The following is a 13163-nucleotide window of genomic DNA, read 5'->3' as shown; positions in this document are numbered from 1 at the left end:
GATTAATTTTGGTAAGAGGGTCACCGTTGCTGTCGATTTTACGCATCCGATTATCAAGGTCGAAGAATCCTGGCTGAAACATATCGGCTCCATCAAGTAAAAAACGGCTTAGAAGATGATGGAAAAGTATAACATAATATCAATATTTCAGACAGTTAAAACACTATTTGCGCTTGTTTTGCTGTAGTAATTATTCGAGAAACCCTTAAACTATTTTTTTCATGGTTATGAACTTCCTGGGTACCATGCGGTTAATATTGCCTTCCATATCTTAGCAGGATTCTTTCTCTATTTACTCCTTCGAAGGACTTTTAATCGTGCTGTAATTTGTTCATCCCATGTTCATTGTAAATGGATAGCTGAATTAAGCGCTTTGCTTTGGTTGGTTCATCCATTGATAACACAGTCCGTTGCATGCATTGTGCAAAGGGGGAGTGTTATGGCTGCTTTTTTTATATCGTATCAATCTCTCTATACGTTTTTGGCCAAGCTAAACAGGGAAGCGGTAAAGAAGGTAATGGGATGATAGTTTGACCATTTTGGGGATCTCCGCTTGAGAGGTTCATAGATTAAAACCACTGGTTTACTCGGTGGATAGTTACCGTTGAAGAAAGCATTATGGATGTTATGGAGAAATCAAATCAGTTTGCCGTAAAAGATATCCTCATGCTTTTACTTATAGTTGGTGTTGGGCTTTGGGTTAGATTGGATAATTTGATTACCTGGTACGATTTTCCAGATGCCGCCTTCATTGACGGACAGCCACTGTTGACTAATTTCGATGGGTATTATTATCTTAGGTTAGCTAGAGATTTGGTGGAACATTCCTATACGGCCACCGACACATTGCGCGCTGTTCCGGATTACTGGCCTCGTCCGTTCCCGCCGCCACTTCTTTCGTACGTTATCGCTAAGTTGGCTCAGGTTACCCTCTTTTCTTTAGACTGGATTGGAGTAACCCTTCCTGCAGTTTTCGGAGCGTTACTGGCTCTTCCTCTTTTTGGTTTAGGGTGGATATATGGTGGGCGTGTATGTGCATACACCGCAGCTTTATCTGGAGTTCTGTCGCATTATCATGTTTTTCGGACGCAGCTTGGATGGCTTGATACTGATTGTTTAAATGTTTTTTTCCCATTAGCCATAACCTTGAGTTTTATGGGGTTTGCCTTATGCCGCGATTGGAAGAGATATTTCTATTTTTTTTTAGGGGGCTTAGGCTACTGTCTCTTCATTCTTTGGTGGGATCAGGCCACACAAGTAGTTACTGTTTTGAGTGTGATCCCAGCCGTTCTTGCTTTGGTGTTTTATTACCGTCCGTCATTGCGTGAGGGCATTGTTTTTGTTGCCATACTAACAGCGGTTATAGTGCTGTGTTTTTCTTTTTTTGGCTGGGGAACATTGGGGCAGGTTCTCGCCAGAATTTTTTCCTTATATCGGTATGTATCAAAAGGTGAGTCTGGGCTCTTTCCTAATATTGGCGTAACGGTGGCAGAACAAGGTCCCGTGGGTTTTATGGAAGCTGTTGATTTAACCGCCGACAGCTTTGTTGTTTTTATCTTTGCCGTGATTGGTATTTTTGTTCTGGTTTGGCAGCAGCCAAGAAAAGCTCTTTTTTTGATACCTTATATTCTCTTAGCTCTTTTTTCTTTGTTTTTTGCCCGGCGCTTTCTCCTGTTTCTTACTCCTGTATTTGCCATAGGGTTCGGTGTTTTTGTTTTCCGGGTGTGGTCTATTAGCACCATGCGGACGATGGTAAGAGGCGCTACCCTTGTGTTGCTTTTAATTATAACTGCTGGGTGGGTCCACAGGGAATATAGTGATGGATTTCTGCCGCAGATGCGACCTGAGTTAATAGCCGGAATGCGTGAACTGGAGATTAGTACACCTAAGGATGCTGTTGTTTGGGCATGGTGGAGTTATGGGTACGCTCTTAATTATCATGCTAGAAGACCGACTATAAATGATGGGCAGGTGCATAGTGGTGAGAGGACGGTATATAATGGACTCCCGCTGGCTGTGACAAATTTTCGCCAGGCCGCAAATTTCATCCAATTTTATACCGTGCAGGGGAAAAGAGGGTTGCATAAATGGTATAAAGCTGTTGGCGGTGAGTGGGCAAAAGGGTATGCGTTGGCACTCACCATTTTGGGAAATGGTCCGGAGCAATGCGGTGCGTTTTTGGATTCGCAAGATCGTGCCCTTTTGACTGGTGATGCTGATAAATGGTGTTCCTTCTTTTTTCCTGTACCTGAAAAACCGGTGTACCTCTTTATTAATGACCATTTACGCTCTTCAACAGGATGGTATTGGATGGGCACTTGGGATATTGGACGGCAGCAGGGAATTTTACGGAATGCTATTGAGAGTGAAGTGCCTGCGATGGAAGAAGCAAGAGAGCAAAGAATCCCTGTTTTATTACAGCGTCGTGATCTGACTCGAAAAGAATCAGAAACGTTATTTAAGAAATCGGTGTTTGCAAGGCTGTATATTGATCGACACAGGCCTGATAAATATTTTTTTCCGATCCAGGTTGATACCAAACCTTATCAGATATGGCAGGTAAAAGGGGACATGATGGGGCAGTAGTAATGTCTTTATTTTTTTTCAGAAGAAACTCGTAGGTCACTGGTTGTATAGACCTTACCGTTCTTAAGGAGGATGAATTTGCCGCCATATGGGTCAGAAGGGATGTTTTTAATCATCCCTTCACGTATAAGATCTTCAAGCTTTTCAGGTAATCGTTGATGTTTTTTGCGATAGTGTAGCACGGTTTTTTCCAACTCATGGATTCGTTGTAATGCCGTTAATCTGGTTTTAAGTTGTTGTTTAAGTATGAGGTCGTAGGTTTCACTGATCATTTCTTCCAGAAAAACAATACCGGCGATCGTCTGGCTGCCATAGAGACTCATCCTTGAAGCGAGGGCCTTGATAAAGGAGGGCGCTCTTGGTCTTTTTGCGGCTTCACGAAGGAAAAATGCTGCTTGAGTTGCATTTTTTTGAAAATAGAAGTGATTGAACCCGAGATAATAAAAAGGACGATAATCCTCGATTCGAGCTTTGCTTGCCTTGAGCAGTAAGTTGTTCACTAACTCGAAATCTCTGATTTGCCATCCTATAAACATTTCAGCAAAGACGTACGGGTCCCAGAACCTGGGATCAAGGTCGGTTATCCTGTCCAGAGTGTTGCCTATGAGTTGCCACTCATCTTGTTCCGGCAATACGTTTTCCCCGATATTGTACCCCATAAAAGTCATTGTTTGCAGAAAGAGGAGATCTGCTGTAGCCCCTTGAAATTCAAGAGAGAATGCCTGGAGCAGGTTAGAAGGCAGGGTGCCGATGCGGGTGTAAGTTTCCTGTAAATAAATGCCTCTTATCTCTTTGACGGGTTGGACCAGTACCGCGTTGAGGGCAAAAGCGGTACAAAAAAGAAAGAGAAATGAAAATTTTTTCAGCACAGGTCTCTACGGGTAAAAAGAACAATGGAAAGAGATAATACGGCGACAATATAGACTCCTGCATAGGAGGTAAGGACCGAGAATTGGATAAACGGGATGGGTATGCCGTGCGCTGCTGATAGCTTGTGGTCAAAGGCTGCAAGATTGGGGAAGATGTATTGTGTCGCTTGTACAGTCTTTTGCAGGGGCATGGAAATAAGAATACCCGGTGGCGGTGATTCGATGAATCGGACAACATCGTCCATCAGGTGCCCGACAAGATAGGTGGCAAGGGTGAGGAGCGTCGCCAGGAAGGAGGTGGTGGTTATGCTGCACCAAAGTACAACCACTGCATTGAGGATACTGATACCGAAATAGTTGAGCAGCGTGGAGGAAAAAACAGCTAACAGGGAGTAGCTTTTGAAATAGTGTTCACCGTAGAGCAGGATACCACCTTGGATGGCTATGATGGTTGCTGCAAAAAAAAAGGCCATGATCATTCCGGTAAGTAGCGATATGCCGATATATTTGCCAAGTATGTATTGGGGGCGTGAGATGTCTCTTGACAGAATGGTGACAACTGTACGTTTGTCTATATCACCTGCCAGTAGGGTTATGCCAAGAAAAAACGGAACGAGTAAGCCGCCGATGCTGATGGTGGCCAGGCAGAAATCGAGGATGATTTTTGATATGTCCCGCATGAAGAAACCACTGATAAGGACGGAGAGCGTCATTGCCAGCAGGGCGACAATGAATACACAGTACAGGATGCGATGTTTGAGACCTTCTTTAAAGGTGAGAAAAGCGACGGACCAGAGCTTGTTCATTGCACTCCCATAGAAACAGTTTTGAGAAAAATTGATTCAAGTTCATTGGCACCGCCAAGCTCCTCTCCTTTGAGGACACATGCAAGTTGGCCCTGGTGCATGATACCGATGCGGTCGCAGATTCTTTCAACATCTGTAAGTATATGGGAACAGAAAAGAACAGTGTTACCCTGTTGATTATAGTTGTTTATAATGTCGATTACCAGCTTACGCCCCACAGGGTCAAGGCCGGACATGGGTTCGTCGAGGATAAGGATTTCCGGTTCGTGGAAGAGGGCATAGGCAAGGGCAGCCCGTTGTGTCATGCCCTTGGAAAACCGACGGATTGATTGATTCCCCGATTTGTCCAACTGTACCAATTCCAGGAGGTTGTTACTCCTTTCCCTTGTCTTTTCCTTTGAATACCCAGCAAGCTGTCCTGCAAAAGAGAGGTGATCCTGAAGAGTGAGGTGTTCATAGAGGCAGGGATTTTCTGGGAGGTAGCCAACCTTTTTGAGTGATGAAGAAATCTGCGGGGAATGGCCGCAGATAGTAACCTTGCCTTGCGAAGGACGAATGAATCCAGTGAGAATTTTCAGGGCGGTGGATTTACCGGCTCCATTGGGACCGACAATTCCAAAGACCTCTCCTTCAAGAACCGACAGAGTTAATCCTGTGAGCGCTGTTTTCTTTTTACCCAGGTCTGCAGTGTATGTTTTTTTGACGTTATCAAAAACAAGGTGTTTGATTTTTATCATGGGTACATAAAAAAACCCTTGCATGAAAAATACAAGGGTTTTTGACAAATATATGTGAAAAAAAGATTAACTGCTAGCGTTCCCCATATAGGTCCAGTCACCGAATGGGTTAGTCCCGTCGTAGTCATCAGTCCCGGCAGCACCAGGTTGGAAGTCGCCTGTATTTACAGTACCTGCGTCATCGGCATCCGGGTTGGCAGTCTGGTAATAACCGGATTCGGTAGATTCGATGCCGTAAACCATGCGGAAGTCCGACTGGGCGTTTACGTTTGTCGTTGCAAGTGCAAATGCATTGGGGTTGGTGTCGTAGCTCATCATTACACCAGGAGACAAGTCAATAGATAGGGTACCAGTTGTGGCACTATCACTTATTGAAACAGTGTTGCTTATATTCTGATCAGAAAGGGCTAGTGCATTTGAGGAAAAGAAAGGTATTGCTATGAGAGAGGCGATAGCCAAAGTAGATATCATATTTTTTTTATTCATAGTTAGACTCCCATGATTATTTTTAAATTATTTGCCTGTGTTAGTGTGGAAAGAGTTTAGTTAGGATAGTGTTGCCACTCAGCAAAAAAACCTTCCATATCAGTTCGTGCATTACGGCCGTCGGCTAGAGATGCAGAGTTATTGGCACGGGAGCGGTACTTGGTGAACTGGGGGATAGCAATCGCTGCCAAAATACCGATGATAGCAACAACGATCATTAATTCAATCAGGGTAAAACCCTTTTGACCATCTTTTCTTTTCAATTGTCTGTTAAACGCTCGAATCATGTGATCCTCCTTGGATTTATTCTGTTCAGGTTTGAGCATAGTTTGATAGTTTTCCCCTGTCTAGCATTTGGTGTGCCAGAAAAAATAAAATGGCTGCTTTTCATTTGATGACAGTTGCTTGAGGCGATTTTGTTCCCTTAAGTTTGCTGTTAACCTGGGGCGGAGAGATAGTTATTTTTCCGATTAGTGACGAAAAAGGGCACTTGTTTTGCCAAGGTGACCTTTTTTGTCATTTCGGTCTTTGCTTTTCTCTGGCTCATTTTTGTCAAAATGGATTCGTCCTTGATCCATTATTAATTTTAACGTAATAATAGTTAAATAAAATGTTAAAAATGATAATGCATGTGTAAACTATTTTTATAGTCACCTTGAAGAGTCTAAAAGTTTCCTTTGTTTTTATGAGCTTTATGCTCACTTTTATAGCCATGCTAATCGCCAACGGACTGGTTGTTTTGTTTTGGTATAATGATGCTATTACGCGCGAGATGCAATGTTTGGAGCAGAAAATCACCCATGCCTCCTCCTATTATGATGGCGCTAGAGGGTTTGAATCTTTGATTGACACTATAGGCGAACAGAGTGGAGCTGAATGTCTATATATCAATAGAGATGCTCAGGCAAAATGGCTAATATCCAGTGATAAATGTACAGCAAGGCTTGAAACTGTTATTCAGCAATCAGGGGCAAGTGGGACTACAGTCCGTCATGTTGGTTCTATGCTTAATCCCTTCTGGTCCCGTCTCTATTTAGCATTCAACGTAACAGCAGAGGATGACACTCCTTTATTCATTGCCCTGTCAATGCCGCTCAGGAGAATTTTCGATGATCTATGGCAAAAGGAGAAGATCGTATTGAGTTGCCTGGTAGTGAATGCCCTTATTTTTGCCATGTTGTTTTTTTATAGATTTTCAAAGTGGTATTTGCGTCCTATGGACAGACTGGTCGAGCTTGCAGATACCTATAAAGCTGATAATGATTTCGCTTTTTTGGGTGCAACCTCCCAAGGAGAATTCGGTCAACTTTCGCGCTCTATGCATTCCATGTTGGCTAAAATTGAAACAGACAGGCAGGCTTTGCGTCAATCGCTCAAGGAGTTGGAGCAAGTTAATAGAGAGTTGAAAGAAGGGCGACGCGAAATGGTTCAGGCTGAGAAGCTTGCTGTTACCGGCAGGCTGGCGGCGGGTCTGGCCCATGAAATTGGGAACCCCCTCGGGATTATTGGGGGATATATGGAACTGATGAAAAAGAATGATATTCAATGTGAAGAGCGGCTTGAGTATCTATGCAGATCCGAAGAAGAGTTGTCCCGTTTACATGGGCTTGTGCAAAAGTTGGTTGATTGCGGCCGCCCCTCAGTAATTTGTAAAGAACTTTTTCATGCCCATCCGATTGTTACCGATGTTGTTAATACTCTTCGTTACGGAAAAGCGGTGCGGGAGATTAATTTTACCGTTTCCTACAAGGCTGCAAATGACAAAGTTGAAGCAGAAGTCGATGGTTTAAAACAGGTGTTGCTTAACTGTGTACTGAATGCTGTCGATGCCGTGCAGGAAAGATATGGCAATGACGGAGGTCATATTGCCATACGAACCAGAAATAGAACATTGGGCGAAAAAGATTTTTGGGTACTCCAGATCGATGACAATGGGTGTGGCATTCCTGCTGCACAGCAGGATTCCATTTTTGACCCTTTTTACACCACCAAAGCTCCTGGAAGAGGTACCGGGCTTGGGTTAACCGTTTCCCGTTCAATAGTTGAAGTTGTCGGGGGAAAACTTATATTGAACAAAACTTCTTCCCAAGGCACCACCATGGAAGTTCTCCTGCCGTTGGCCGGTATAAATGAAAATGTTTTGTCCGGCTGCCAGCGATCGAGCGTTACGACATCATGAAGAATCCATTACACAAATTACTTATCATTGACGATGAAGCAAACATGCGTCATATGCTCGCCGCCTTGTTGAAACGCCATGGTTACGCTATTTGTGAAGCAGGTGATGGTAGGCAGGGGATACAGTTGTTACAGGAGCACCCTTTTGATTTCGTTCTCTGTGATGTGCGCATGCCGGAAATGGATGGGCTCACTTTTCTCCAGGAAGCGAGAGAGGTTTCTCTCTCTGCGACCATTATCATGATGTCGGCTTACGGTAGCGTGGAAGATGCTGTACAGGCCATGAAACTTGGTGCCTATGATTACATTGCCAAACCCTTTAAAGAGGATGAAATTCTGTTGGTCCTCGAAAAGGCGGGCGAGCGCTCCAGGCTGATTGAGGAAAATAAGAACTTAAAGAAGAAGATTGCGCTAGTAGAAGCGTCGAAAGGTTTTGCTTCAATGGTAGGTAAGTCGCCGGCTATGCAGGGTGTCTTTGAACTGGCTACCAAGGTGGCCCCCTATAATACCACCGTTCTCATTACAGGTGAATCCGGTACTGGTAAAGAACTCGTAGCTCGTGGTATTCATCAGTTGAGTCATCGAAAAGACGGACCATTTATTGCCGTAAATTGTGGGGCTATCCCTGAAAATCTATTGGAAAGCGAACTCTACGGTTATGTGAAAGGTGCTTTTACCGGGGCTGTAAGCGATAAACCCGGTTTGTTTGAAGAGGCCGCCGCAGGAACTCTCTTTCTTGATGAAATTGGAGAACTGCCCCTTGCCATGCAGGTAAAACTTCTCCGCGTACTCCAGGAGCATGAAATAAGGAGGATCGGTTCGTCGCGAAGCAGAGATGTCGATGTTCGAGTCATTGCGGCAACTGCACGCAATTTGGAGCACATGGTAACAGAGAAACGTTTTCGCGAAGATCTCTTTTACCGACTCAATGTTGTTAATGTCTGTTTGCCGCCACTCAGGGAGCGGCGCGACGATTTGCCCTTGCTCTGCGATCATTTTATTCGCAAAATGAATCATCGGATGGGGAAGCAGGTGACAGATATTGTTCCCAAAGCAATGGAGCTGGTCATGAGGCATGACTGGCCAGGGAATGTGCGAGAGTTAGAGAATGTGATTGAGCGAGCTGTAATTCTGGCTGAAAAAACGGCGATCCTTCCGGAAAATCTTCCGGAAAGATTTGGCGCCATATCCAGAAACCGTCGTATAAATGATTTTCTGGGTACTTATTCACTGAAGAAAGCTAAAATGATCATGGAAGAGAAGTTGATAGCCAGGTCCATGGAAGCTTCTGGAGGAAATAAAAGTAAAGCCGCAAAAATGCTGGAAATAAGTTACCCTTCCTTATTGTCCAAATTAAAGCGTTATAACCTCCATGAACGAAAATATCGTTAAATTTTGCCTGCTGCCTCTGCCCGTCTATGAGTAACCGTGTCCACAAATGGCTTGTTTTTTGTCTGTTGACGATCATTATCGTCTCTGGGATGCTTGCCCGGCTTTATCCCATTGGCAATTGGTTGGAGCATAAGGATAGATTTTTCTTTAATAATAAAGAAGTTCCCTTGCTGGTTACTGTTGATGGCTATTTTTATCTCGAAGCTGCTCAAGCCGTACAGCAAAATACCTATAATGCAGTTGATCCCAGGCGTCACGTTCCTGTTGGGCATGAACGATCCTCTGTTCCTCCGCTTCTTTCAGTCCTGCTTGCAGGTTTAAACACGTTGACAGGGGTTTCTCTTGAATGGTTAGCCATTTTGCTCCCTGGAGTTATTGGCGCATTCTTGGCGATACCATCCTGGCTAATCTGTACAGTTCTTCTGGAAAAAGTTCGACAGCCTGTGTGGAGAAAAAACCGGTGCTTGGCCGCTGCTCCCTGGGCTGCGCTCGTTGCAGCTTGCTTTACCATTTTTTCTCCAATGTATCTTGAGCGCAGTGCTCTTGGATGGCTTGATACCGATATACTCAACATCACTTTGTCGTTATTATTATGCTTTCTCGGGATAAAGATTGCCGACAGTAAATCTGACTCGGAAGGTGTGGTTGCATTGGTGATATTTGGTGCAGTTGCATGTGTTTTTGCTTGGTGGTGGGATCAGTCATTGACAGTGGTACTCGCTTTAGCAGGAGTTCCTTTGGCTGTAGCCCTTCTTTTCTTGCTTTTCCGGGACCGCAAAAGATGTTTGCTCCTCTTTACTTGTCTAGCTCTTTGCTGCGTGTTTATTGGTTGGTGGAAGGGGTGGAGCACTCTTAATCCAAAAGGGCATTTTCAGCATATTGTCAATATCTATAATTATATTCAGACAGATGGAGGTGTGTCTGTTTTTCAGCCTTCGGGTAGGACTGTTTCTGAGCAGGCTGGTGCAAATTTTGCTGTTATCGTCGCAAAAGGATTCGGGGGGCTCCCTGCATTTGTAATTGCGGGTAGTTTTTTCCTTCTTCTGGCACTGCTTACCCAGGGGTATATTTTATTTTTGGCCGGTATTGTTTTGGTCGGTTTGTTATCCTTTGATGGATTACGGTTTATTATTTTTCTCGCCCCTGTTTTCGGCTTGGGTATGGGGTTTGCTGTATATTTTGTGTTCTGCTTGGTTCGTCAGCGGTGGATAAGTTTGAGCATCTTGGCAGCTATTATCGGGATTGGTGGGTTTGGACTTGTTGAACCTGTTAAAAGTCTCCAATGGCGGGTGCCCCGTCGATTGCCGGTTATTTTTGACGCTATGCGTACGATAAAAGCGCATTCGTCTGAAGAGAGCGTCATATGGGCGTCTTGGGGGCATGGTCACCCGCTTGTCTATTACAGTGATCGAGGTGTGATTGCTGATGGGATGTATCATTCTGCACAGTTGCAGTATGTACTTAATTATCCGTTGTCTGTTGCCAGTGACCGGTTGGCGGCAAATTGGATATCTTTCTATGTCGCACGGGGGCCTTCGGGGTTGCGAAAGATAAATGAACAACTAGGGGAGAACAGCGAAGACTGGGGAGAGGGACTGGCAGGATTGCAGAAAATCCTTGCAGCAGGTCCAGTAGAGGGGCGAAAGATACTGGATAAAGAGTATGGGGTAAACGGCACAGAGGGGGAGAGTATCTTGCAGTTTATTTTTCCGACTCAACAGCGGCCAATGTTTCTTTTACTCGATTATCTGATGCTGAACCAGGCCTGGTATCCCACTGGACAATGGAACGTGAAGCTGAGAAAGCAACCTACTCGACAACATTTTATAAGCATGGATCGGGTTCAGTTGGGGAAAAATGGTTTTCTTCGAGCAAGAAACCTGAATAATAAAGTAATGATTGATATCAGGAAAGGGAGGGTGGATATTGCTGGAGATACTATTGCTTTGCGTTCCCTTTCTGTTCGGGCAGGGGATAAAATGTTGAGAAAAAGGTACAAGCATTCTAAAGGAATGGTTGTATATGCCAATCTTGGAGGAGCAGTCGGCATGCTGGGTAGCCAAAAGGTGGCAAATGCATTGCTCCCTAAGCTGTTTTTTGAAACTGCCAAGTCAAAGTATTTCACCCCTGTTGATAAGCATATGCCTTTTTATTCTCTTTGGAAGGTGAACGGAGAAAAGTATCACGGAGAGAAATAGGCTTTTGTAAAATTTATTACTATTTTTTTCGTCATGTTGTAAAATTTTTTGTCATTTTTTTATTTTTGGCGATAAGGACATTGGTTGAAAGTGCCATGTTATTACCCCGATATTAGGTTGTAAATGGCTTTTATTTGTTTAAGGAAAATGCTATGGGGTAAAAATTGCATGGTATTAGTCGTTGGTGATTTTTTTCTATCATGATATATGGAGATAGTCTTGAATGGTAAGCGGTTGCTCAATTCGTTTTTTAGGAAATAACACCATGGAATTAATACAAAGAAATGATCAATCTGTTTCCCGGGGTGGATTCACGCTCATCGAACTGATAATGGTTATATGCATCATTGGAATACTGAGTACAATTGGGTATTCGCAAGTGCATAAGTGGCTGCCTGACATGCGGCTCAAAGATGCAGCCCAGGATATGTACGGGCACATGCAAAAGGCAAGACTGGGAGCGGTGAAAACAAATGATACCTGGGCAGTAGTCTTTGATAAGGGAGACAACTCCTATTCCCTTTTTTCCAGTTGGGGCGTTGATAATGACAATGAGGGTACTGTTAACTTAGGGATGTACAAATACGACATCAAGTATGGCCATGGCGCAGCCGACTCTTCAGTTGTTGGTACAACAGACTTCCATGACGACATTACTTATACAGGCAATACGGTCGTTTTTAATCCGCTTGGGACAGGCAGTGCCGGATACATCTATCTGGAAAACAAAGAGAGTGACACAACCTATGCTGTAGGTTCGCAAACAAGTGGCGTTATCAAAATAAAGAGATGGGGTGGAGGAGCATGGCAATGATAATATGCTCACATAGTTTTTTTAGGCAGAACAGCAGAGGGTTCACACTGATTGAACTCATGATTGCCATGGTTATCTCAACCATGATTTTGGCTGCAGTGTACGGGGCATATAAGGTCCAGCAGGACCATGGCCTTGCCCAGGAGCAGGTGACTGAGATGCAGCAGAATTTGAGAGTGGGCTTGAATGCGTTGGTACGTGAGGCTAGATATGCCGGCTATGACCCCGACGATAAAGGGTATGGCATTACGGGATTAGGTGCAAATGAGTTTCGCTTTACCATGGATAACGATGATGGTGGAATGGATAGCCGTGATTTGGCTTTGTATGCGCCCGGAGATGCCGATGCGGACGATACAAATTCCGTCAGGATTACCAGCGGTGGATCAGCTGTTGCTGATAACATAGAGGAGTTAGAGTTTCGGTACTTGAATGAGGACAATGATGTAACAACTATTCCTCAAGACATTCGAACTGTAACCATTACCATGCTTGCCCGTGCAGATAATCCGGATAGAAAATTCACCAGTGTAATGACGTACACATCTCCTTCAGCTACAACCTGGGGACCACATAATGACAATTTCCGGAGAAGAATGCAGTCCGTGACCGTCAAATTGAGAAATATGGGGTTAAATGATGAATAAGAAATGGCTGCAGGAAAGCGCTGGTTTCACTCTCATAGAGGCCCTTACGGCTATGGCCGTATTATCAGTTGGGATCATCACCCTGTACACCATGCATGTCGTTGCCATTAAAGGCAATTCAGTGGCGAACAGCCTGACAACTGCAGCAAACTGGGGGGTGGACAAGGTTGAGCAACTACAGGCTCTCCCTTATGATGATCCAGAACTGGATGATGGTGCCGGTGATAACGACGGCTGTGTCGGTCTGGATGATTGGCCCGACGCCGATTTCGGACCTGTGACAAATGGTATTTATAGCGTTTACTGGAATGTGGCTACTGATTGTACGCTTACTGCTGTACCTTTGGCGCAGCGACCAAAGCATATTCGGGTTATCGTGAACAGGTCTATACGAGGAGTCGATAAACAGGTGGTGTTTAACTATATTAAACAAAACAGTATGTAAGGGGT

At 44.3% G+C, this 13163-nt stretch carries 12 protein-coding genes; 7 read left to right on the top strand and 5 right to left on the bottom strand.

Annotated features, from left to right (window positions below; translation table 11 throughout):
• Window positions 1-627: 627 nt before the first annotated feature.
• A complete protein-coding gene (locus JWH17_RS14365; RefSeq protein ID WP_205223321.1) occupies window positions 628-2586 on the top strand; it encodes an STT3 domain-containing protein in 1959 nt (652 codons plus the stop codon).
• A gap of 8 nt (window positions 2587-2594) precedes the next feature.
• Here the strand turns inward: JWH17_RS14365 and JWH17_RS14360 are convergent, their stop codons facing one another.
• The 5 genes from JWH17_RS14360 to JWH17_RS24120 all read right to left on the bottom strand — a co-directional run bounded on the left by JWH17_RS14360 (window position 2595) and on the right by JWH17_RS24120 (window position 5771).
• Window positions 2595-3455: a hypothetical protein gene (locus JWH17_RS14360; RefSeq protein WP_205223320.1), complete on the bottom strand. Its 861-nt coding sequence runs from the start codon at window positions 3453-3455 to the stop codon at window positions 2595-2597.
• A complete protein-coding gene (locus JWH17_RS14355; protein WP_205223319.1) occupies window positions 3449-4261 on the bottom strand; it encodes an ABC transporter permease in 813 nt (270 codons plus the stop codon). Before JWH17_RS14355 ends, JWH17_RS14360 begins: the two co-directional genes overlap by 7 nt.
• Window positions 4258-4998, bottom strand: a complete 741-nt coding sequence (locus tag JWH17_RS14350) for an ABC transporter ATP-binding protein (RefSeq protein WP_205223318.1) — start codon at window positions 4996-4998, stop codon at window positions 4258-4260. The genes JWH17_RS14355 and JWH17_RS14350 overlap by 4 nt, the downstream gene beginning before the upstream one ends.
• 66 nt (window positions 4999-5064) lie before the next feature.
• Entirely contained in the window at window positions 5065-5484 is a 420-nt protein-coding gene (locus tag JWH17_RS14345) for a hypothetical protein (protein ID WP_205223317.1), read from the bottom strand.
• Between the two features lie 56 nt (window positions 5485-5540).
• The gene (locus JWH17_RS24120; RefSeq protein ID WP_205223316.1) at window positions 5541-5771 is read right to left on the bottom strand and encodes a type IV pilin protein; all 231 of its coding nucleotides are present in this window, start codon (window positions 5769-5771) and stop codon (window positions 5541-5543) included.
• Window positions 5772-6178: 407 nt separating this feature from the next.
• On the opposite strand from JWH17_RS24120, the gene JWH17_RS14335 reads away from it, so the two are divergent.
• The 6 genes from JWH17_RS14335 to JWH17_RS14310 all read left to right on the top strand — a co-directional run bounded on the left by JWH17_RS14335 (window position 6179) and on the right by JWH17_RS14310 (window position 13158).
• Window positions 6179-7663 (top strand): sensor histidine kinase, encoded by a 1485-nt coding sequence (locus tag JWH17_RS14335; protein ID WP_205223315.1) that lies wholly within the window; start codon window positions 6179-6181, stop codon window positions 7661-7663.
• Window positions 7660-9054 carry a sigma-54-dependent transcriptional regulator gene (locus JWH17_RS14330; RefSeq protein WP_205223314.1) on the top strand — a complete coding sequence of 465 codons (1395 nt, stop codon included), beginning with the start codon at window positions 7660-7662 and terminating at the stop codon, window positions 9052-9054. The genes JWH17_RS14335 and JWH17_RS14330 overlap by 4 nt, the downstream gene beginning before the upstream one ends.
• A gap of 26 nt (window positions 9055-9080) precedes the next feature.
• Window positions 9081-11252 (top strand): STT3 domain-containing protein, encoded by a 2172-nt coding sequence (locus tag JWH17_RS14325; RefSeq protein WP_205223313.1) that lies wholly within the window; start codon window positions 9081-9083, stop codon window positions 11250-11252.
• Window positions 11253-11517: 265 nt separating this feature from the next.
• Window positions 11518-12066 carry a GspH/FimT family pseudopilin gene (locus JWH17_RS14320; RefSeq protein ID WP_205223322.1) on the top strand — a complete coding sequence of 183 codons (549 nt, stop codon included), beginning with the start codon at window positions 11518-11520 and terminating at the stop codon, window positions 12064-12066.
• The gene (locus JWH17_RS14315) at window positions 12063-12713 is read left to right on the top strand and encodes a prepilin-type N-terminal cleavage/methylation domain-containing protein (RefSeq protein WP_205223312.1); all 651 of its coding nucleotides are present in this window, start codon (window positions 12063-12065) and stop codon (window positions 12711-12713) included. Before JWH17_RS14320 ends, JWH17_RS14315 begins: the two co-directional genes overlap by 4 nt.
• A complete protein-coding gene (locus JWH17_RS14310) occupies window positions 12703-13158 on the top strand; it encodes a type IV pilus modification PilV family protein (protein ID WP_205223311.1) in 456 nt (151 codons plus the stop codon). Before JWH17_RS14315 ends, JWH17_RS14310 begins: the two co-directional genes overlap by 11 nt.
• Window positions 13159-13163 lie beyond the last annotated feature (5 nt).

This window comes from Desulfogranum marinum, from assembly GCF_016918565.1.
In the GTDB taxonomy this organism is placed as follows: Bacteria; Desulfobacterota; Desulfobulbia; order Desulfobulbales; family Desulfobulbaceae; genus Desulfogranum; species Desulfogranum marinum.
This window is presented reverse-complemented; position numbering and strand designations above follow the sequence as displayed.

Bases quoted from the DNA above. Each gene is read 5' to 3' on its own strand.
- JWH17_RS14365 (WP_205223321.1), top strand. From the start codon at position 628: ATGGAGAAATCAAATCAGTTTGCCGTAAAAGATATCCTCATGCTTTTA.
- JWH17_RS14355 (WP_205223319.1), bottom strand. From the start codon at position 4,261: ATGAACAAGCTCTGGTCCGTCGCTTTTCTCACCTTTAAAGAAGGTCTC.
- JWH17_RS14350 (WP_205223318.1), bottom strand. From the start codon at position 4,998: ATGATAAAAATCAAACACCTTGTTTTTGATAACGTCAAAAAAACATAC.
- JWH17_RS14345 (WP_205223317.1), bottom strand. From the start codon at position 5,484: ATGAATAAAAAAAATATGATATCTACTTTGGCTATCGCCTCTCTCATA.
- JWH17_RS24120 (WP_205223316.1), bottom strand. From the start codon at position 5,771: ATGATTCGAGCGTTTAACAGACAATTGAAAAGAAAAGATGGTCAAAAG.
- JWH17_RS14335 (WP_205223315.1), top strand. From the start codon at position 6,179: ATGCTCACTTTTATAGCCATGCTAATCGCCAACGGACTGGTTGTTTTG.
- JWH17_RS14330 (WP_205223314.1), top strand. From the start codon at position 7,660: ATGAAGAATCCATTACACAAATTACTTATCATTGACGATGAAGCAAAC.
- JWH17_RS14325 (WP_205223313.1), top strand. From the start codon at position 9,081: ATGAGTAACCGTGTCCACAAATGGCTTGTTTTTTGTCTGTTGACGATC.
- JWH17_RS14320 (WP_205223322.1), top strand. From the start codon at position 11,518: ATGGAATTAATACAAAGAAATGATCAATCTGTTTCCCGGGGTGGATTC.
- JWH17_RS14315 (WP_205223312.1), top strand. From the start codon at position 12,063: ATGATAATATGCTCACATAGTTTTTTTAGGCAGAACAGCAGAGGGTTC.
- JWH17_RS14310 (WP_205223311.1), top strand. From the start codon at position 12,703: ATGATGAATAAGAAATGGCTGCAGGAAAGCGCTGGTTTCACTCTCATA.